General features: G+C 72.7%; 17 protein-coding genes. 15 read left to right on the top strand and 2 right to left on the bottom strand.

Annotated features, from left to right (window positions below; genetic code table 11):
• Nucleotides 1–61 precede the first annotated feature (61 nt).
• The 5 genes from ACFXOZ_RS29420 to ACFXOZ_RS29400 all read left to right on the top strand — a co-directional run bounded on the left by ACFXOZ_RS29420 (nucleotide 62) and on the right by ACFXOZ_RS29400 (nucleotide 7,141).
• On the top strand, nucleotides 62–955 hold the full coding sequence (locus ACFXOZ_RS29420) for a LysR family transcriptional regulator (RefSeq protein WP_380593282.1): 894 nt from the start codon (nucleotides 62–64) through the stop codon (nucleotides 953–955).
• A 281-nt stretch (nucleotides 956–1,236) separates the two neighbouring features.
• Entirely contained in the window at nucleotides 1,237–2,220 is a 984-nt protein-coding gene (locus ACFXOZ_RS29415) for an ABC transporter permease (RefSeq protein ID WP_375893758.1), read from the top strand.
• A gap of 1 nt (nucleotide 2,221) precedes the next feature.
• Nucleotides 2,222–3,199: an ABC transporter permease gene (locus ACFXOZ_RS29410; RefSeq protein ID WP_380593281.1), complete on the top strand. Its 978-nt coding sequence runs from the start codon at nucleotides 2,222–2,224 to the stop codon at nucleotides 3,197–3,199.
• On the top strand, nucleotides 3,196–5,364 hold the full coding sequence (locus tag ACFXOZ_RS29405; protein WP_380593280.1) for a dipeptide ABC transporter ATP-binding protein: 2,169 nt from the start codon (nucleotides 3,196–3,198) through the stop codon (nucleotides 5,362–5,364). The genes ACFXOZ_RS29410 and ACFXOZ_RS29405 overlap by 4 nt, the downstream gene beginning before the upstream one ends.
• Before the next feature lie 76 nt (nucleotides 5,365–5,440).
• On the top strand, nucleotides 5,441–7,141 hold the full coding sequence (locus tag ACFXOZ_RS29400; RefSeq protein ID WP_380593279.1) for an ABC transporter family substrate-binding protein: 1,701 nt from the start codon (nucleotides 5,441–5,443) through the stop codon (nucleotides 7,139–7,141).
• Nucleotides 7,142–7,276: 135 nt separating this feature from the next.
• Here the strand turns inward: ACFXOZ_RS29400 and ACFXOZ_RS29395 are convergent, their stop codons facing one another.
• Complete coding sequence (locus ACFXOZ_RS29395) at nucleotides 7,277–7,945, bottom strand: hypothetical protein (RefSeq protein WP_380593278.1); 669 nt, start codon at nucleotides 7,943–7,945, stop codon at nucleotides 7,277–7,279.
• A gap of 275 nt (nucleotides 7,946–8,220) precedes the next feature.
• On the opposite strand from ACFXOZ_RS29395, the gene ACFXOZ_RS29390 reads away from it, so the two are divergent.
• The 4 genes from ACFXOZ_RS29390 (at nucleotide 8,221) to ACFXOZ_RS29375 (ending at nucleotide 12,058) form a co-directional block, all read left to right on the top strand.
• A complete protein-coding gene (locus ACFXOZ_RS29390) occupies nucleotides 8,221–8,874 on the top strand; it encodes a restriction endonuclease (protein WP_380593277.1) in 654 nt (217 codons plus the stop codon).
• 102 nt (nucleotides 8,875–8,976) lie between these two features.
• On the top strand, nucleotides 8,977–9,711 hold the full coding sequence (locus ACFXOZ_RS29385; RefSeq protein WP_380593276.1) for a hypothetical protein: 735 nt from the start codon (nucleotides 8,977–8,979) through the stop codon (nucleotides 9,709–9,711).
• Nucleotides 9,708–11,018, top strand: coding sequence for a nucleotidyl transferase AbiEii/AbiGii toxin family protein (locus ACFXOZ_RS29380; protein ID WP_380593275.1), 1,311 nt, complete (start codon nucleotides 9,708–9,710; stop codon nucleotides 11,016–11,018). The genes ACFXOZ_RS29385 and ACFXOZ_RS29380 overlap by 4 nt, the downstream gene beginning before the upstream one ends.
• Nucleotides 11,019–11,083: 65 nt before the next feature.
• Entirely contained in the window at nucleotides 11,084–12,058 is a 975-nt protein-coding gene (locus ACFXOZ_RS29375) for a hypothetical protein (protein WP_380593274.1), read from the top strand.
• Between the two features lie 70 nt (nucleotides 12,059–12,128).
• Here the strand turns inward: ACFXOZ_RS29375 and ACFXOZ_RS29370 are convergent, their stop codons facing one another.
• Nucleotides 12,129–12,878: a FadR/GntR family transcriptional regulator gene (locus ACFXOZ_RS29370; protein ID WP_380593273.1), complete on the bottom strand. Its 750-nt coding sequence runs from the start codon at nucleotides 12,876–12,878 to the stop codon at nucleotides 12,129–12,131.
• Nucleotides 12,879–13,277: 399 nt separating this feature from the next.
• On the opposite strand from ACFXOZ_RS29370, the gene ACFXOZ_RS29365 reads away from it, so the two are divergent.
• The 6 genes from ACFXOZ_RS29365 to ACFXOZ_RS29340 all read left to right on the top strand — a co-directional run bounded on the left by ACFXOZ_RS29365 (nucleotide 13,278) and on the right by ACFXOZ_RS29340 (nucleotide 20,502).
• A complete protein-coding gene (locus ACFXOZ_RS29365) occupies nucleotides 13,278–14,798 on the top strand; it encodes an amino acid permease (RefSeq protein ID WP_380593286.1) in 1,521 nt (506 codons plus the stop codon).
• On the top strand, nucleotides 14,795–16,153 hold the full coding sequence (locus ACFXOZ_RS29360; RefSeq protein ID WP_375893782.1) for a glutamine synthetase family protein: 1,359 nt from the start codon (nucleotides 14,795–14,797) through the stop codon (nucleotides 16,151–16,153). The genes ACFXOZ_RS29365 and ACFXOZ_RS29360 overlap by 4 nt, the downstream gene beginning before the upstream one ends.
• Nucleotides 16,150–16,923, top strand: coding sequence for a gamma-glutamyl-gamma-aminobutyrate hydrolase family protein (locus ACFXOZ_RS29355; RefSeq protein ID WP_380593272.1), 774 nt, complete (start codon nucleotides 16,150–16,152; stop codon nucleotides 16,921–16,923). Before ACFXOZ_RS29360 ends, ACFXOZ_RS29355 begins: the two co-directional genes overlap by 4 nt.
• Nucleotides 16,920–18,293 (top strand): aldehyde dehydrogenase family protein, encoded by a 1,374-nt coding sequence (locus ACFXOZ_RS29350; RefSeq protein WP_380593271.1) that lies wholly within the window; start codon nucleotides 16,920–16,922, stop codon nucleotides 18,291–18,293. The genes ACFXOZ_RS29355 and ACFXOZ_RS29350 overlap by 4 nt, the downstream gene beginning before the upstream one ends.
• 5 nt (nucleotides 18,294–18,298) lie before the next feature.
• Nucleotides 18,299–19,066 (top strand): 3-oxoacyl-ACP reductase, encoded by a 768-nt coding sequence (locus ACFXOZ_RS29345; protein WP_375893790.1) that lies wholly within the window; start codon nucleotides 18,299–18,301, stop codon nucleotides 19,064–19,066.
• Nucleotides 19,067–19,305: 239 nt separating this feature from the next.
• Nucleotides 19,306–20,502 (top strand): hypothetical protein, encoded by a 1,197-nt coding sequence (locus ACFXOZ_RS29340; RefSeq protein ID WP_380593270.1) that lies wholly within the window; start codon nucleotides 19,306–19,308, stop codon nucleotides 20,500–20,502.
• Nucleotides 20,503–20,527: the final 25 nt, after the last annotated feature.

The following is a 20,527-nucleotide window of genomic DNA, read 5'->3' as shown; positions in this document are numbered from 1 at the left end:
CTAGGAGCCCGGCGGGCATGCGGGAAGCGACGATCGAGCACGTGTGGTATGCGTATGCGGCATGGACGTCTCCAGTACCGGCCTGCGGGTCCTGCGACAGATCGCGGAGTCCGGCAGCTTCACCGCGGCCGCCACCCGGCTCGGCTACACCCAGTCGGCGGTCTCACGCCAGGCCGCCTCCCTCGAACGGAGCGCGGGCACCGCCCTGTTCGAACGCCGCCCCGACGGAGTGCGGCTCACTCCCGCGGGCCTGACCCTGCTGCGCCACGCCCGGACGATCCTGGACAGCCTGGCCGCGGCCGAGCGCGACCTCACCGGCACCGCCCCGCAGGCCGAACTGCTGCGACTCGGACTGTTCCTGAGCGCGGGCGCGGGCCTCCTGCCCCTTGCGCTCGCCCGCCTCGCGGCAACCGACCCGCAGATCACGGTCACGACCACCGAGGGCGCCACGCCCGCCCTGGTCCGGGCCCTGCGCGCGGGCTCGATCGACCTCGCCGTGCTGTCCTCCCGCCCGCCCCACCGCCCCTTGGACGGCGAGTCGCCGCGCCTGCACGTCGAGACCGTCGCGGACACCGAGCTGCTCCTCGCGGCGCCTTCGACCGGAGGGTTCGCCGGCCGCACCGCGGTGCACGTCGACGAACTGCTCGACGCCCGGTGGATCGCCACTCCCGCGTCCGGCTCCGAGCCGCTGCTCGGCGTCTGGCCCGGCCTGCCCGGCCGGCCGCGCATCGTCCACTCCGCGCGCGACTGGCTGACGAAACTCCACCTGGTCGCCGGCGGCTTCGGGGTGACGACGGTGCCCGCCCGGCTCGCGCCGCTGCTGCCGTCCGGGGTGAGCCTGCTGCGCGTCGAAGGCGCCCCGCCCGAGATCCGCCGGATCCTGGTGGCCCGACTCCCCGGCCGCCCGACCCCGACCGTCACGGCCGTCACCCGGGCTATCGTCGCCACCGCCTGATCCGGGTGGGCACCCCAGCCCCCCGAGCCCCCCGACCCCCGCGAATGTGAACGGACGATGGGGCGCGATGCCCCTCTGCTGCGGGGGTGTTTCGTTCTCATGTCCATGTCCCCTGGTCACTGGCGCTACGACACCAGTCGTACACAGACTCGGATCCGCACGACCGTGCCGTCCGACTCCGTCCGACTCCCAGCTCCAGGAAGTTCTGCCGCCATGCGCACCTCCCTCAGACCCGACGTCCCCCAGGCGCTTCCGCCGCACCTGGTGGGGAGGTGCGCTCCGTGCTCCGGTACGTGACCCGCAGAGCGGCGGGCTGGCTCCTGGTGATCGCCGTGGCCACCAACGCCACCTACTTCCTGGCCAGTTGGTTCCTCGACCCGCGCTCGAACTTCAAGGAACTGCGCCCGGTCCGCACCGAGGAGCAGCTGTCCCGGGCCCTGGCCCCGTACAACCTCGACCCGCACGAACCGCTGCTCCACCGCTGGTGGGACTGGCTGACCGGCGTGGTCCTGCACTTCGACTGGGGCCGTTCCCCGGTCGGGGTCGAGGTGAACGGGGAGATCGGCTACCGCTCCCTGGTCAGCGCCGAGTTGGTGATCGGTGCGACGGTCCTGTCGGTCGTCGTCGGTGTCGCGCTCGCGGTCCACACCGCCTCGCGCCAGTACGGCTGGCGGGACCGGGCGGCCCAGGCCGTGTCCATGGCGCTGTTCAACGTCCCGGTGTCCATCGCCGCCCTCGCACTGGTGCTGCTGGCCATCCGGCTGAACGAGCAGGCCGGCTGGCACTTCCTGTACGTCGCGGGGGAGAACTCGCCCGACGTGGAAGGGTTCTGGGCGACGCTCGGTGACCGGCTGCTGCACCTGATCCTGCCGACGCTGACGCTCACCCTGACGGGGTACGTGGGCTACCACCTCACCCAGCGCTCCCTGCTGCTGGACGTCATCGGCTCCGACTTCGTGCGCACCGCCCGGGCCACCGGGCTCACCCGCGCCCAGGCGATCCGCCGGCACGCCCTGCGCACCGCACTGATCCCCACCGCCCAGTCCGTGGCGTTCAGCATCCCGGCGGTCTTCACCGGCGCGGTCCTCACGGAGACGATCTTCGGCTGGAACGGCATGGGCCAGTACTTCATCCAGACCATCAGCAAGAACGACGTGCACGGCACGGTGGCGACCGCCGCCTTCGCCGCCGCCCTGACCGCGGTCGGCGCGATCCTCGCGGACATCGCCACCGTCCTCCTCGACCCGAGAGTGCGGGTGAACTGAGATGGCCGTCCCCGTGAGCCCCGACGCGACCTCCGAGGGCGCGCTCGCCACGGCAGCCGCACCCGCCACCGGCAGGCCCGACGTGCCCGACGTGCCCGACGTGCACGACGGGCGCTACCTGGGCCGGCGCCGCCTCTACCTGCGGCGCTTCCTGCGCAACCGGCCCGCCGTCGCCGGCGTGGTGATCTTCCTGCTGCTGGTGCTGTTCAGCGCGCTCGGCGACCTCCTCACCCCGTACGGCTACGCCGACGCCGACTTCTCGGCACTGACCCAGGCCCCCAGCGCCGAGCACTGGTTCGGCACCAACCAGGGCGGCAACGACGTCTACGCCGCCGTCGTGCACGGCCTCCAGCGCTCGCTGGTGATCGCGGTGAGCGTGTCCGTGCTGACCGTCGCCATCGCCGCGGTCGTGGGCGCGGGCGCGGCCTACCTCGGCGGCCGGGTGGAGAAGGCCACCCTCGCCGTCATCCACTTCCTGCTCATCGTGCCCTCCTTCCTCGTCCTCGCCCTGGTCTCGCACCGGCTGGCGGGCGACTGGCGGGTCCTCATCCTGGTCCTGACGGTGTTCGGCTGGATGTCCACCGCGCGCGTGGTCTGGTCGGTGTCGACGTCCCTGCGCGAGCGCGACTACGTGCGCGCCGCCGAGTACATGGGCGTGCGCCCCCTGCGCATCGTGCTGCGCCACATCATCCCGAACCTGGGCTCCCTGCTCATCGTCAACCTCACCCTGGGCGTGGTCTCCACCGTGCTCAGCGAGACCGCCCTGTCGTTCCTCGGCTTCGGCGTGCAGACCCCGGACGTGTCGCTGGGCACGATGCTCGCCGACGGCGCGGGCACCATCACCAGCGCTCCCTGGCTCTTCGCCTTCCCCGCCGGGCTGACCGTCCTGCTCACCGTCTCGATGACCTTCGTCGGCGACGGCCTGCGCGACGCCCTCGACCCCACGTCCACCACCGGCGCGGCAGGAGCCCGACGATGACCTTCGCACCCGCCCGCCGTACCGGGCCCGCAGCGGCTCCCGCGGCCGCCCCGACGGCCGATCCGACACCCGCCCCCGCGCCCGCACCCGTGCCCGCCCCCGTCCTCTCCGTACGCGACCTGCGCGTCTCCTTCCCCTCCGAGGCCGGCCCGGTGGAGGCCGTGCGCGGCATCGACTTCGACCTGCTGCCCGGGCGCACCCTGGGCATCGTCGGCGAGTCCGGCTCGGGCAAGTCCGCCACCGCCCTCGCCGTCATGGGCCTGCTTCCGCCCACCGCGCGCCTCGGCGGCCGGATCCTGCTGGGTGGCCGCGACCTCGCGGCGATGGACGACAAGGCCCTCTCCCGGGTGCGCGGCAAGGACATCGGCATGGTCTTCCAGGACCCGATGTCCGCGCTCACGCCCATCTACAGCGTCGGCCGGCTGCTCTCCCAGGCCCTGCGCGTGCACCGGGACCTCACGAAGCAGGACGCGTGGGAGCAGGCGGTGGAACTGCTCGACCTGGTCGGTATCCCCGACCCGCGCGAACGCGCCAAGTCCTTCCCGCACGAGTTCTCCGGCGGCATGCGCCAACGCGTCGTCATCGCCCTGGCCATCGCCAACAAGCCCTCGGTCCTCGTCGCCGACGAACCCACCACGGCACTCGACGTCACCGTCCAGGCCCAGATCCTGGACGTGCTGCGCCTGGCCCAGCGCGAGACCGGCGCCGGCCTCGTCCTGATCACCCACGACCTGGGCGTGGTGGCGGGCCACGCCGACGAGGTCGCCGTCATGTACGCGGGGCGGATCGTCGAGCACGCGAGCGTCGACGAGCTCTTCCGCCGCCCCACGATGCCGTACACCGCCCGCCTGCTGGCCAGCGTCCCCACTGTGGACAGCGGCGTCGAACGGCCCCTGATCCCGGTCGGCGGGGAGCCGCCGTCCCTGGTCGGCCTGCCCGGCGGCTGCCCCTTCGCGCCCCGCTGCGCGGTCGCCCAGGACGTGTGCCGGACCACCGAACCGGTCCTGACCGCCCCCGGCCTTACCACCCCTGGCCCGACCACCGCGAGCGGGCAGCAGCACAGCCGTGTCGCCTGCCACCGCGCGCAGGAGATCGCCGACGGAACCCTCGACCCGGCCGGGGAGGCCGCCCCCGTACCGCCGGCCGGTGCCGGGGAGCGGACCGTCGGCGAGGTGGTCCTGCGGGTGGAGGACCTGGTCAAGACGTTCCCCGTCACCAAGGGCGCCCTCCTCAAGCGCCGGGTGGGCACCCTGCACGCCGTCAACCACGTCAGCTTCGAGGTGCGCGCGGGCGAGACCCTGGCCCTGGTGGGGGAGTCCGGCAGTGGCAAGACCACCACCCTGCGCGAGGTGCTGCGGCTGCGCGCCCCCGAGGGCGGCCGCATCGAGGTGGCCGGCACCGACGTCGCCACCCTCCACTCTGCGGTCCAGGTGCGCGAGCTGCGGCGCGACGTCCAGATCGTCCTCCAGGACCCGACGGACGCCCTCGACCCCCGCCTGACCGTCTTCGACCTGCTGGCCGAACCGCTCCAGGCCGCCGGCGCCGACCGGGCGGCCATCCGCTCCCGGGTCACCCGGCTGCTGGACGTGGTGGGCCTGGACCGCGCCATGGGCGACCGCTTCCCCGCCGCCCTGTCCGGCGGCCAGCGCCAGCGCGTCGGCATCGCCCGTGCCCTGGCCCGGGAGCCGAAGCTGCTGGCCCTGGACGAGCCGCTGTCCGCGCTGGACGTCTCCGTGCAGGCCGAGATCATCAACCTGCTCGCCCGGCTCAAGCGCGAACTGGGACTGGCCTACCTGCTGGTGGCCCACGACCTGGCCGTGGTGCGCTACGTCTCCGACCGCATCGCGGTGATGTACCTCGGGCACATCGTCGAGTCCGGCGCCACCGAGGAGATCTTCGCCCGGCCCCGGCACCCGTACACCAAGGCCCTGCTGTCGGCGATCCCGGTGCCCGACCCGGCACGCGAGCGCCACCGCGAGCGCATCGTCCTCGCGGGCGAGCAGCCCAGTGCCACCCGCCTCCCGGAGGGCTGCGTGTTCGTCGACCGCTGCCCGCTGTACCGGGAGGCCGACGAGGCCGTACGGACCCGCTGCCGCACCGAGCGGCCGGCGACCGCCGCCGCCCCGGACGGCTCCGACCACCAGTACGCCTGCCACGCGGTCTGACCCCGCACCGGCAGCACCCGCCCCTTCCCCTGTTCACCGATCCCACCGATCCCACCGATTCCCACAAGGACATCCCATGCGTCGGAAGCTCGCTCTGCCCCTCGCGCTCGTCGCGGCCGTCACGGTCGCGGCCACCGCGTGCTCCTCCTCGTCCTCCTCCGGTGGTTCCTCCTCCGCCGGAGGCGCCGGGCAGAACGCCAAGAACGCCGCCAAGGTCGCGTCCTCGGTCACCGACTACAACCCGCAGCCGTACGACAACGTCAAGGACGGCGGCACCTACACCACCGCGGGCACCTTCGACGAGCAGGGCAACCCCTTCAACGTCAACGGGACCCTGAACTCCGTGCGGATCTGGTCCTGGTACAACGCCGACGCCATCACCTACTCGCCCACCGGCGAGGTCCAGTACAACCCGGACTACTACAGCGACGTGAAGGTCTCCGTCGAGGGCGGCGACCAGAAGGTCGTCATCACCCTCAACCCCAAGGCCGTGTTCAACGACGGGACCCCCATCGACTGGCGGGCCATCGAGGCCACCTGGAAGGCCAACAACGGCTCGAACAAGGACTACGCGGCCAACTCCACCGACGGCTACGACCGCATCACCTCCGTCACCCGGGGCGCGGACGACAAGCAGGCGGTCATCGCCTTCAAGGGCGTCAACCCCTCCTGGTCGGCGCTGTTCACCACCTTCCTGCACCCCGAGGCCGCCACCGTCGACAACTTCAACAAGGCGTACGTCAAGACGGCCCACCCCGAGTGGGGCACCGGACCGTACACCGTCGGCACCTGGGACGCCCACTCCGGCAACATCACCTTCGTGCGCAACCCCAACTGGTGGGGCAGGAAGGGCAAGCTGGACAAGCGGGTCTACGTCAACCTGGAGAGCGGCGCCTCGATCAACGCCTTCAAGAACGGCGAACTCGACTACACCTCCGCCGTGGACGCGGAGAACCTCAAGCAGGTGAAGGCCGTCAAGGACGCCGAGATCCGCAGCGGCGGCAGCCCCTTCGAGTACTCGCTGTACCTCAACACCAAGTCCCCGCTCCTCGGTGACCTCCAGGTCCGCAAGGCGGTGCAGGAGAGCATCGACCGCCCGCAGATAGCGAAGATCCAGTTCCAGGGCCTGGACTACACCGAGCCGCTGCCCGGATCCGCCGTGCTCTTCAGCTTCCAGCAGGGCTACCAGGACAACGTCGCCGCCGTGTTGAAGTACGCCCCGGACGAGGCCCGGAAGACCCTGGACGCGGCCGGCTGGACGCCCGGTCCGGACGGCATCCGCACCAAGGACGGCAAGCAGCTCGCACTCGGCTACACCCTGCTCGGCGACGACCCGATCGAGAAGGCCACCGCCTCCGCGCTCACCGCGATGCTCAAGAGCGTCGGCGTGAAGCTGGACATCAACAAGGTCTCCTCGAACGACTTCTCCAAGGTGCTCAGCGAGCGCCGCTTCGACCTGTTCATCTCCGGCAACCGCTCGACCGACCCCTTCGGCGCCCGCAACCTGTGCGACTTCTACTGCTCGGACCGCGACTCCAACATCACCGGCGCCGGCACCCCCGAGCTGGACCAGGAGATCCGCGCCACCGGCCAGATCGCCGACCTCGGGCAGCAGATCGAGGCCGTCAACAAGGTCGAGCAGAAGGCCCTCCAGCAGTACGCCTTCCTGCCGCTCTACAGCGGCCCCTCCACCTACGGCATCAAGAAGGGCCTCGCCAACGTCGGCGCCACCATCTTCTACAGCCCGCTGCCCGAGACCATCGGCTGGCAGAAGTAGCAACCCCCACCCGCCTGCGCGTCCACCGCTACCGCTACCGCTACCGCTACCGCCACGGCTACTGGTCGGCGGTCCCGAAGTGGTGGACGCGCAGGCCCCGGCGCCGGGGCTCCGACGCGGACACGACGCGCCGGATCAGGGCCCCTGCCACACGCTCACCTGGAGGGTGACGTAGGTCGGCGAGTTCTCGTTGACGGACGTCACCTGGACGCCCGCGATCAGTCCCGGCCGTTCGAGGATGCAGAAGACGGACCCGGGCGTGCTGGGCGCACCGGTGATGAACTGGGTCCCCGTGGAGCAGGCCTGGTAGGTCGGCGTGCTCCCGTTCGGCAGGGCGAGCATCCTCTCCGACGTGCCGGCTTCGATCTGCTGCCCTCCCTGGTCCGCCTTCCACGAGATGTCCCCGCTGGAGTTGGTGGCGCCGACGATGTCGGGCTGCGTGGGCTTCTGGGGCCCCAGCGGTGCGTAGTAGAGCGCGGGGAGTTGGAAGCTGTACGACCCGCGCAGTGCCCCGGCGGCGCCGGTCGGCCCGGGTGACACGGGTGACACGGTGGCGGTGTCGGAGACCGAGGGCACCGGAGGCACCGGGGCCGTCGGGGGAGCGGGAGAGGGCGACCTCCACTCGGTCTGCGTCACCGTCACCGTCGGGCTCGGCGTGGCGGCTTGGGTGCCACCGTAGAAGGCCCCGCCGATCGCCGTCACCAGAGCCGCGGCCGCGGTGATGATGCCCGGCAGTGTGGTGAAGAAGGTGACGAAGCGGGTCGGCCCCCCGGGGCCGGTTGGTGAGTCCTGGTCCGACGTCATTTGCGGCCCCCTCGGGCGTTGTGATGCACCGTCAGCAACGCGGAGCATAGCCCTCCGGGCGCGTCCGGAAGCCGGCAGTTGCCGATCCGTGACTACCCGCTGTCGCTGCCGTTGCCGCTCTGCCACCTGGCCCGGAACGCGCAGCTCTCCGGTCGCCGGCCGCCCGGATCCGGTCAACTCGGTACCGCGCTCGGCGGAATTCACCGAGATCGCAGGCGGCCGGGTGCCGGTGGACCCTACGCTCGCACGAACACTGTGGCGCGAAGGGGGATGCCGTGGCCCGTGGACCTGTCCGGCGACGCCGGTCGACCGCTGCGCGCCGGGCGCGTCGGCTGCGGCAGGCGCGGGACAACGCGGTGCTGCTGGGCGTGGCGGCCGTGATCGTCCTCGTGCTGCTCTCGGTGGCGGTGCGCTGGCTGGCCCAGCACCTGCTGCTGGTGGCCCTGCTCCTCCTCGCGGGCGCGGGGGCGGGCGTCGCCGTGCTGCGTACGCGCGTCCGGGCGCGGCAGCGCGAGCTGGACACGCGGGCGGCCCAACTGCGGCACATCGGGCCGTTCCTGGCGATGAGCCCGAAGGCGTTCGAGCACGCGCTGGCCGACCTGTGCCGGCGGGACGGCTGCACCAAGGTCTCGGTGGTCGGCGGAGCCGGGGACCTCGCGGCGGACGTGCTGGCCACCACCCCCACCGGACAGCGGATCCTGATCCAGGCCAAGCGCTACGGACCGCGGACGTTCGTCGGCTCCCAGGACGTCCAGCGCGTCAACGGCACCTACCGCGACGTGCACCGCTGCGACCTGGCCGCCGTGGTGACGACCAGCTCGTTCACCAAGGCCGCCGCCGCATTCTGCGCACAGGTCGGCATCCGCGCCGTCGACCGCCGCTCCCTCGCCCGCTGGGCGGAGGGCACGGGCGTCCCACCCTGGGCCTGACCCGCCCGGCCGACGCCGACGACGGCCACGGAGGCCGTCCCCGGACTCACCGCCCGTGACCAGCGCGGGCCGTTGTCAGAGGCGCTTGGCAGGATGATCCCCATGCTCGCCATCCACCCTGACCAGCACCTTGACGACCGGCCCGCGCGGCCCGCTCCCCCCACCGTCCGGGGAGGCTTCGAGGTGCACCTGACCGTCGGGCCCGGCGCGGCCGACGCACTGGCCGCGTGGGCCGACGGTCACGGACTGAAGTTCACCCACATCCTGCTGGAGCGCGGTACGTCGCCCTCGCAGCCGATGCTCACCCTGCGCGCCGACGGCACGCTGGAGGAGGTCGCCGTCCTGACCGCCCGGGTCCGGGGCCGGGCCGAGCGGGCCGGATTCACCGTTCTGCGGGCGAAGATCGAGGCCACGCCGTGGGCGGAGGGTGTCCCGGCCTCGGACGAGGACGCCGCCTCGCACGGGGCCGGGCGCTACTTCGAGCACCACGTCAAGCTGTTGCTGCCGGCTGGGATCCCGGCGGCCGACTCCGCCCGCTTCGCCGAGCTCACCGCACTGGCCGTCCGGCACGGCGCGCACCTGTCGCGCAACCCGCGCCGGACGCGCGAGGACGGCCGGCGCGAGTGGTTCGTGACCCAGCGGTGCCGCCTGGTCGGCCTGGACACCGCGGGCCGCCGGTTGGACGCGCTGCTGCGGGACCTCGCCGCCGACGGTCGCGAAGTGGCCTCGGTGGAGAGCGAGTTCGTCGTCGTCGACAGTGACGAGACCCTGGACGCGGGATGGATCACCGAGCCCGGGCACAGCGCCCGGCCGTACGGAGCAGGAGAGTCGACATGACCGAGGACCAGTCCCAGTCCCAGCCCCGACCCGATGCGCCCGTGGCATGGGAGGACCTGCGATACGGCCCCTGGCGGGGGGTCCTGCTGCCCAAGCAGCCGCCGTCGGAGGACGTCCGGGTGGACCGGGAGCTGCCCAGGAGCCTCCGCCCGATCGACGACGAGACGGTGACCCAGCAGCCGGTCTTCGACCCCGCCCTCGCCGGGTACGCCCGCGCCCTCCGGCCCAGCGAGCCAGCGTTCGCCGACCCCGGGCTCGCCGAACGCTGGCTCACCGCGCGGCGCGAGGCGCTCGACACCGTGCTGTCCGCCGTCGCCGGCTCGCCGTGGGCCGAACACCTGGTGCTGCGCGGAAGCGTCCTGCTGCGGGCCTGGTACGGCGAACAGGCCCGTGAGCCCGGTGACCTGGACTTCGTGGTCCGCCCGGTGGACTGGCAACTGGAGGACGAGCGCACGGAGCGCATGCTCGGCGAACTCGCCACCGCCGCCGAACGCCTCTCGGGCGAGGTGAGGCTGCACGCGGACCAGGCGCTCAGCGACGAGATCTGGACGTACAGCAGGATCCCCGGGCGCAGGCTCGTGCTGCCGTGGTCGGTGCCGGGTGTCCCGGGCGGGAGCGTCCAACTCGACTTCGTCTTCACCGAGCACCTGCCCGTCGCACCGCAGTCCTACCGGCTCCCGGGCGTCACCGGACCGCTGCTCGGCGCGACGCCGGAGCTCTCCCTCGCGTGGAAGCTCCTGTGGCTGGTGTCCGACAACCACCCCCAGGGCAAGGACCTCTACGACGCGGTCCTGCTCTCCCGCACCGCCGAGGTTCCTTACGCGCTGCTGCGGCAGGTCTTCACCCAGTCCGACGAGTCCTGGTCGCGCCGGCCGGTCCTCCCGGAGCAGATCAGCGGACTGGAGGTCGACTGGGAGGAATTCGCCAAGGACCACCCGCAGTTCGCCGAGCCCGTCGAGGAGTACCCGGCCGACCTGCTCGCCGCGCTCCACCCGACCTTCGCCGACCGCGGCGAGTACGCCCTGCGCGCCCGGTGGCTGGCTCCGCTGATCGAGGAACTGCGGGACGTACTGGCGAGCGAGGGCATGGAGGAGGTCCAGCAACGGATGGCCCGCCTCCACATGCTCCCGGACAACACCCTGGTGATCACCTGCGAACTCCTCGGCGGCGACCTCACCGCTGCCGACCGCGCCGTCGCCGACCACGTCGGAGTCCCGCCGCGCCGGATGACCCACCTCCTCGCGGAGGCCGCCTCGCGCTACGCGGTCGAGCTCGCGCGCGACGGCCGGGCGAGCGCCGCCGGCTGAGGCCGTCTGTCGGTGCCGGCGGTCATCATCGTGGTCGTCATGATCACCGGATCAGGAGGTCCCCGTTGTCCGCGTTGAACGACTTCGCCACCTGGGAGCCGCTGCTGCGGCTCCTCCGGTCCGCCCACGCGGAGAAGCTCGCCGCACCGGGCGGGTACGTGGCGGGGGTGATCGGTCGCGGTTCGTCCACCGTGCCGTTGAAGTGGCGGAGTCCGGAGCCCGGGCGTGCCAGTCTGCTGTCGGACTACCAGGCGCAGCATGACGCGATCCGGCGAGTGCGGGCCGTGGTCCCTGACACGGGTTCGGGTGGCGTCGCCTTCACGGTGGAGATCGCACCGGAGGGGAGGGCGGTGCTGCGCCTGTTCGATCTGGGGCCTGCGGCCGGTTCAGGTCCGGGCAACGCCCATCCGAGGGTTCTGGTGCGGGCGGAGGGTGCCGTGCCGGAGCCGTGGCGGCGCCGGCCCGAGCCGGTGCCCGGGGTGCGGTCGGCTCCGTCCGTGGATCCGGAGGCGCTGGAGCGGACGCTGCGCGAGCGGATACCCGGGGCGATCGGTGCGACCGAGGAGGAGATCGCCGCCGCGGAGGCCCGTCTGGGGGTGGCGCGCGCCCCCGTCCTCGCCCTGCCCCGTCTGCGCACCCTCAGCGCTTCCCCGGGGACCCTCGCCGACCCCCGGGAGGTCGGCCGGTTGAGCGGGCTGGAGTTCGTGGCACTCACCCCGGAGGACTGGCGCGTGCTCCTCGACGCGGGGGCCGTCCCGCAGAGCCTGTCGGCGGCTGCCATCACGGTGAACGGGGACCGCGATCCGCGCCGGACCATCGCCCTGGCGAACGAGATCCTGGCCCTCTGGGACCGCCCCCTGATCACGGAGACCGTCGTCCACGGAGACCTCGGGCCCCTGCCGACCAGCGGCCCGGAGTCGACGGCGGGCCGCGGAGGTGAGCCGCTGCCGCTCCGACCGGCGGGGGAGAGGCAGGGGCTGGGGCGTGTCCTGCCCGGTCTCCCGGGCACCCCTGAGCCCGGGCCCGGGGCGGACGGGTAGTCGGGCACGCCTGGGAGCCTGATCCACGACGGCCGACCGGTCCGGACGGCCGATCGGCCCGGGGGCGGTGTCAGGCCAGGAAGGCGCGGAGGAGGGAGGCCGTTGCGGCGAGGTGTTCCTCGGTGGCGCGGCGGGCGGCGGCGCCGTCGCCGGTGAGGATGGCGTGGACCATGGCCCGGTGCTGTTCGGCGGCGTGCTCGATGTTGCGGTCCAGCATGGGGATCGCGTTGAGCAGGTCGTTGAGGCGCATCCTGGCCTCGGCGATGGCCGCGGCGAGGGCGGGGGAGCCGGTGAGCTCGCCGATGGCGAGGTGGAAGCGGGAGTCCAGCTGGCGGTACTGCTCGGCGGGGGCCGCGTCCAGCTCGGTGAGCCGGTCCTCCAGGTGGGCGCGCTGTTCGGGGGAGAGGGGGCGCCGGGCGGCGGCCTCGGCGGCGCCGACCTCCAGGACCTGCCGGTAGGTCAGGGCGTCCTCCAGGGCGCTGCCGAGGTCGCGGGCGGCGCGACGCAGGTCGGCGACGTCCGGTTCGGGCATCCGGTAGGTGACGAAGGTGCCGCCGTAGCGGCCGCGGCGGGGTTCGACGCAGTCGGCCTGCTGGAGCGTGCGGAGTGCCTCGCGCAGGGTCTCGCGGCTGACGCCGAGCCGGGCGGCGAGGTCGCGTTCGGCGGGCAGCCGGTCGCCGGGGCGGAAGACGCCGAGCTTGATCGCCTGGAGCAGCCGTTCGACGGTCTCCTCGAAGGCGTTGCCGGTCCGGATCGGGCGGAAGATCGCCCCGGCCTCCCAGTCGAGCCGTGCCTGCTCACGTGTTACGTCCACGTCCACGCCGGAATCGTACCTGCGATCGGATCTCCCGCACTCGTTCCCGTCCCGCCCTTGACGTGGCCACCGTCCAGCCGGAACGATGCTGCTCACCCACCGAATGGTCTGACTTTAGACCATTGAAGAGCCGTCCGACCGTCGAACCCGCCGGGGCGGGTGCGCCACGCCGCCGTGGTCGCGCGCACCCCGGCACACCCTCAACCCCCAGGGGTGCCCATGACCGACGCACGCTCACCCGACCACCCTGGCCCCGCCGTGTTTCCGGTGGATTCCTCCCCCGTTTCCGCTGACGGATCCCTCGCTCCCGCCGAGGAATCCCCCGTTCCCGCCGAGGGATCCCCGGTCTCCGCCGACGAACAACGCCTCCGCGAGCTGGGCTACACCCAGGAGCTGGCCCGCTCGATGTCGGGCTTCTCCAACTTCGCCGTCTCCTTCTCCATCGTCTCGGTGCTGTCCGGCTGCCTGACCCTCTACGGGACGGGCATGAAGACCGGCGGCCCGGCCCTGATCATCTGGGGCTGGCCGGTGGTCGGCCTGCTGACGCTCTGCGTCGGCCTCGCGATGGCCGAGATCTGCTCCAGCTACCCGACGGCCGGCGGGCTCTACTACTGGTCCGCGAAGCTGACCCGCAGCCGTGGCAGCGGCCCGGCCTGGAGCTGGTTCACCGGCTGGTTCAACTTCCTCGGCCAGGTCGCGGTGACCGCCAGCGTCGACTACGGCGCCGCCTTCTTCACCAACGCGTTCCTCGAACTGCGCTTCGGCGTCGCGGCCACCCCCGCGCACACCATGGAGATCTTCGCGGTCATCCTGCTGGCGCACGGCCTGCTCAACACCTTCGGGGTGCGCCTGGTCGCCGTCCTCAACAGCGTCTCCGTGTGGTGGCACCTGGTCGGCGTCGCGATCATCGTCGGGGCGCTCGCGCTGCTCCCCGAGCGGCACGCCTCCGCCTCCTTCGTGCTCACCGAGTTCGTCAACCGGACCGGCTTCCACAGCCAGTTCTACGTCGCGATGCTCGGCCTGCTGATGGCCCAGTACACCCTCACCGGCTACGACGCCTCCGCGCACATGACCGAGGAGACCCAGGACGCCGCCCGCTCCGGCCCGCGCGGCATCGTCAACGCGATCACCGTCTCCCTGGTGGCGGGCTGGATCCTGCTGCTCGGCATCACCTTCGCGATCCGCGACTACGACGGCGCGCTCAACAGCGACACCCAGGTCCCGCCCGCGCAGATCTTCATCGACGCGATCGGCTCCGGCGGCGCCCAGTTCCTGCTGCTCATCGTCATCGGCGCCCAGTTCTTCTGCGGCATGGCCTCCGTCACCGCCAACTCCCGCATGATCTACGCCTTCTCCCGCGACGGCGCGCTGCCCGGCTCCCGGCTCTGGCACCGCATCTCCCCGCGCACCCAGACCCCGACCAACGCGGTCTGGCTGGCCACCGGCGGCGCCCTGCTGCTCGGACTGCCCGCGCTCTGGAACAACACCGCCTACACGGCCGTGACCTCGATCTCCGTGATCGGCCTCTACATCTCCTACGTCATCCCGGTGTACCTGCGGCTGCGCCAGGGCGAGGACTTCCCGCGCGGCCCCTGGCACCTGGGCCGCTGGAGCCGGCCGATCGGCGTCGTCGCCGTCGTCTGGACGGCGGTGATCACCGTCCTGTTCATGCTGCCCACCGCCAGCCCGATCACCGTCGACAGCTTCAACTACACCCCGGTCGCCGTGGCCGTCGTGGTCGGCTTCGCGGGCGTCTGGTGGCTCGCCTCCGCCCGGAACTGGTTCACCGGGCCGCACGTCGGCGCTGCGCCGTCCGCGATGTCCCCGCTGTCGGGCCTCGACACACCGCACGTCCTCGACACACCGCACGTCCACGGCACCCCGTCCGCCCCCGGCACCCGGGACACCGAACAGGAGACCCGATGACCACCCCCCGGCTCACCCTCGACGAGCTGCGCACCCTCGTCGCCGACGGGTCCGTCGACACCGTCGTGCTCGCCATGACCGACATGCAGGGCCGCCTCCAGGGCAAGCGCGTCGCCGCCCAGTACTTCCTCGACGACGTCGTGACCGGCGCCGCGGAGGGCTGCGGCTACCTGCTGGCCGTCGACGTCGACATGAACACCGTCGACGGCTACGAGGTCTCCTCCTGGGAGAACGGCTACGGCGACCTGACGCTGCGCCCCGACCTCGCCACCCTGCGGTCCGTCCCCTGGCACCCGGCCACCGTCATGGTCCAGTGCGACGTCGTCCAGCACGACGGCACCCCGGTCGCCGTCTCCCCGCGCCAGGTCCTCCAGCGCCAGCTCGACCGCCTGGCCGGCTACGGCTGGCAGGCCCAGGCCGCCACCGAGCTGGAGTTCATCGTCTTCCGGGACAGCTACGAACAGGCCTGGGACAAGGACTACACCCGGCTCACCCCGGCCAACCAGTACAACGTCGACTACTCCATCCTCGGCACCGGGCGCATCGAGCCGCTCCTGCGCCGCCTGCGCAACGGCATGGCCGGCGCCGGCCTCACCGTCGAGTCCGCCAAGGGCGAGTGCAACCTCGGCCAGCACGAGATCGCCTTCAAGTACGCCGACGCCCTCACCACCTGCGACAACCACGCCGTCTACAAGACCGGCGCCAAGGAGATCGCCGCCCAGGAGGGCTGCAGCCTCACGTTCATGGCGAAGTACGACGAACGCGAGGGCAACTCCTGCCACATCCACCTGAGCCTGCGCGACGAGCAGGGCGCCCCGGTGTTCGCAGGCGACCGCCCGTACGGCTTCTCCCGCACCATGGAGCACTTCCTCGCCGGCCAGCTCGCCTGTCTCGCCGACTTCGCCCTGCTGTTCGCCCCCACCGTCAACTCCTACAAGCGCTACGTCCCCGGCAGCTTCGCGCCCACCGCCATCGCCTGGGGCCGCGACAACCGCACCTGCGCCCTGCGCGTCGTCGGGCACGGGCAGTCGCTGCGCTTCGAGAACCGCGTCCCCGGCGGGGACGTCAACCCCTACCTCGCGGTCGCCGCCCTGATCGCCGCCGGACTGCACGGCGTCGAGCAACAGCTCGAACTCCAGCCGGAGTTCACCGGCAACGCCTACGCCTCCGACGCGCCCCGGGTGCCCGCCACCCTGCGCGACGCGGTCGACGCCTTCGAGCGCAGCGCCGTCGCCACCGAGGCCTTCGGCAAGGACGTCGTCCGGCACTACACCCACGCGGGGCGCACCGAACTCGCCTCCTACCAAAGGGCGGTGACCGACTGGGAGCGGCGCCGCGGATTCGAGCGGCTGTGACCCACGAGGACCGCCGACCGCCCCTCATCGGCATCAGCAGCTACCAGGACGCCGCCGCCTGGTCGGTCTGGAACCAGCGCGCCTCGCTCGTGCCCCAGACGTACGTCGACAGCGTCGTCCGCGCGGGCGGGATCCCGGTGCTGCTGCCGCCCCAGCCCGGCGGGGCCGGCCACCTGCTCGACGCCCTCGACGGACTCGTCCTCGCCGGCGGACCGGACGTCGACCCGGCCCGCTACGCGGCGGCCCCCGATCCGCGCACCGGCGCGCCCCACCACGCCCGCGACGACTGGGAGAGCCGGCTGCTGCGGGCCGCCCTCGCCCGGGACCTGCCGGTGCTCGGGGTCTGCCGCGGCATGCAGCTGCTCAACGTCGAACTCGGCGGCACCCTCGTCCAGCACCTGCCCGACGACAGCCACCAGCGCGTCCCCGCCCGCTTCGTCCGCCACCGGGTGGACGTCGTCGACGGCAGTCGGCTCGCCGCCGTGCTGGGGCCCGCCACCGAGGTCTCCTGCTACCACCACCAGGCCGTCGACCGGATCGGCAGCGGACTCCAGGTCACCGCGCACAGTGCCGATGGAACGGTCGAGGCGCTCGAACTGCCCGGTCACCGCTTCGCCCTGGGCGTCCAGTGGCACCCGGAGACCGACCCCGACGACCTGCGCCTGTTCCACACCTTCATCAACGCCGCCCGGACAGCCGGCCGGACCACCGGCCGGACCGGCGGCCCGCCCGCCGGCCGAGGCACCAGCCAGAGGGAGAGCCCCCGATGACCGAACCGGACCTCTTCGAGGTCGTCAACCCCGCCACCGAGGAGGTGATCACCACCGTCGAACTGGCCGGCCTCGCCGAGACCGACGCCGCCGTCGCCCGCGCCCGCGCCGCCTTCCACACCTGGCGCCGGGTGGCCCCCGCCGACCGCGCCCGGCTGCTGCGCGCCTTCGCCGCCGCCGTCGACGCCGACCGCGAGCACCTCGCCGCCCTGGAGGTCGCCAACGCCGGCCACACCATCGGCAACGCCCGCTGGGAGGCGGGCAACGCGCGGGACGTCATCGAGTACTACGCCGCCGCCCCCGAGCGGCTGTTCGGCCGGCAGATCCCCGTCGCCGGCGGCATCGACGTCACCTTCCAGGAACCGATCGGCGTCGTCGGGGTCATCGTGCCCTGGAACTTCCCGATGCCGATCGCCGCCTGGGCCCTCGCCCCGGCGCTCGCCGCCGGCAACACCGTCATCGTCAAACCGGCCGAGCTCACCCCGCTCACCGCGCTGCGCCTGGCCGAACTCGCCCTGGCGGCCGGCATCCCCGAGGGCGTGCTCCAGGTCCTGCCCGGCCGCGGACCGGTCGTCGGCGGGCGCTTCGTCACCCACCCCGACGTGCGCAAGGTCGTCTTCACCGGCTCGACCGGTGTCGGCAAGGGGATCATGGCGGGCTGCGCCGCCCAGGTGAAGCCCGTCACCCTCGAACTCGGCGGCAAGAGCGCCAACATCGTCTTCGCCGACGCCGACCTCGCCAAGGCCGCCGCGACCGCGCCCTACGCCGTCTTCGACAACGCCGGCCAGGACTGCTGCGCCCGCTCCCGGATCCTGGTCGAGGCCTCCGCCTTCGACGACTTCATGGCGCTCCTGGAGCCGGCCGTGCGCGGCGTGCGGGTCGGCGACCCGGCCGACGAGAAGACCGAGATGGGCCCGCTGATCTCGGCCGCCCACCGCGAGCGGGTCGCCTCGTACGTCCCGGACGCCTCGGCCGTCGCCATCCGGGGCAACGCCCCCGACGGGCCCGGCTTCTGGTACCCGCCGACCGTCCTCGCGCCCGTGCGGCACGACGACCGCGCCTTCACCGAGGAGATCTTCGGCCCGGTCGTCGCCGTCGTCCCGTTCCGCGACGAGGAGGACGCACTGCGGATCGCCAACGCCACCGAGTACGGCCTGTCCGGCTCCATCTGGACCAGGGACCTCGGCCGCGCGCTGCGCGTCTCGCGCGGCGTCGAGGCCGGCAACCTCTCCGTCAACTCGCACTCCTCGGTGCGCTACACCACGCCGTTCGGCGGCTTCAAGCAGTCCGGCCTCGGCCGCGAGCTCGGCCCGGACGCCCTCGACGCCTTCACCCAGACCAAGAACGTCTTCATCTCCACGGAGGAATGATCACCATGACCCAGCGACTCGACGGCCGCGTGGCCGTGATCACCGGCGCCGGCAGCGGCATCGGCCTGGCGACCGCCCGCCGCTTCGCCGCCGAGGGCGCGAAGGTGGTCTGCGTCGACCTCGACGCCGAGACCGGCGCCAAGGCCGCGAACGAGGTCGGCGGCCTGTTCATCCAGGCCGACGTCACCGACGAGGCCGCAGTCCGCGACCTCTTCCAGCGGACCGTCGACGAGTACGGCCGCCTCGACATCACCTTCAACAACGCGGGCATCTCCCCGCCGGACGACGACTCCATCCTCACCACCGGCCTGGAGGCCTGGAAGCGCGTCCAGGAGGTCAACCTCACCAGCGTCTACCTGTGCTGCAAGTACGCGATCCCGCACATGCAGCGCCAGGGCAAGGGCTCGATCATCAACACGGCGTCGTTCGTCGCCGTGATGGGCGCGGCGACCTCGCAGATCTCCTACAGCGCCTCCAAGGGCGGCGTGCTGGCCATGTCGCGCGAGCTGGGCGTGCAGTTCGCCCGCGAGGGCATCCGGGTCAACGCCCTGTGCCCGGGCCCGGTGAACACCCCGCTGCTCCAGGAGCTCTTCGCCAAGGACCCGGAGCGCGCCGCCCGCCGCCTGGTGCACATCCCGCTGGGCCGCTTCGCCGAGCCCGAGGAGATCGCCGCCGCGGTGGCCTTCCTCGCCTCCGACGACTCCTCGTTCATGACCGCCAACACCTTCCTCGTCGACGGCGGCATCTCCGGCGCGTACGTGACCCCGCAGTAGCCGCGCGCCGCCCTCGGGACCCGCGACCCCGGACCCCGGACCCCGGACCCCGGACCCCGGACCCCGGGATCCGGGCACCCGACTCCGGATTCCGCTGCGCCCGTGCCGCGAATCGTGAAGACTGGGTGAAGTTCCCGTGCGCCGAACGGTGTGGCGCACGGGAACTCTCCATGCGAAACATGACACAGCATCAGCACAGTGCCATTCCGCGGAAGTCCACGAGACGAGGAACGCACGTCATGAGCATCGGCATCCGAGCCCTGCGGTCCGCAGCCGCCACCACCGTCGCCCTGGCCGCCGTCGGCGCCCTCGCGCTGGGTACGGCCGGCAGCGCGACGGCCGACACCGATCCGGCGGCCGGCGTGGCCGTCGACCTGCCCCTGCCGCCCGGCGCCGTCGGGAGCGATCCCGCCGCGGTCAACGACGACGGGGTGATCGTCGGCTACGCCACCGATCCGCAGAACCAGGACCGTCCGGTCCGCTGGAACGCGGACCTCAGCGCCACGACACTCCCCCTGCTGCCCGGGGACCCGAGCGGCCGCGCCGTGGCCGTCGCCGCCGACGGTGCCGCCGTCGGCTACTCGGGGAACCGCACGGTGCGCTGGGCCCCCGACGGCACGGTCTCCGCACTGCCGCTGCTGCCCGCGGACACCGGCGGCTGGGGCTACATCTACGCGATGAGCCGCACCGGTACGGCGGTCGGGCACTCCGCGGCCGGGACGGCCTCCCACGCGGTGAAGTGGGGCCCGGACTGCCGGGCCGTCCCGCTCGCCCCGCTGAGCGGGGACGTCAACAGCACCGCCGTCTCGGTCAACGCCTCGGGCGCGGTGGCCGGCCTGTCCTACTCGGCCTCCGGCGTCGCCCACCCCGTGAAGTGGAGCCCGGACGGCACCCCCACCGCGCTCGACCCGGCCTCGGCCTACCGCGGCGTCTGGGTCGTCCAGATCAACGACGCCGGCACCGTGCTCGGGAAGGGCACGCCGACCGGCGCCGCGAACGACCAGTGGCGCTCCATGACCTGGAACACCGACGGCACCGTCACGGACCTGGGCCGGCACTCCACGGCGACGGCCCTCAACGCCGGCGGCACGGTCGTCGGCAAGCAGGGCGGGGCGGACGGCATCGACTACACCGCCACGAGCTGGAGCCCGGCCGGCGCCGCCACCACGATCGGCGCCGACTACGAGTACACGACGGCCGTCGCCGTCAACGACGCCGGCGTCTCCGTCGGGTACACCGGGACGAAGGTGCCGCAGGCGCAGGAGCGCCACGCCCTCCGCTGGGGCGCCGACGGGGCCCTGACGGAACTGGACGTGGCGCCGGAGGGCTACTCCTACCCCGTGGCCGTCAACAACGCCGGCCTGGCGGTCGGGGTCCGGATCGGCTCCTCGGCGTCGACCGGTTCGACGCGGGTGGCGGTGATCTGGCGGCCGTAGCCGCCGCGGGGGACAGGGACGAGGG

The organism is Kitasatospora sp. NPDC059160 (assembly GCF_042755465.1).
Classification (GTDB): Bacteria; Actinomycetota; Actinomycetes; order Streptomycetales; family Streptomycetaceae; genus Kitasatospora.
This window is presented reverse-complemented; position numbering and strand designations above follow the sequence as displayed.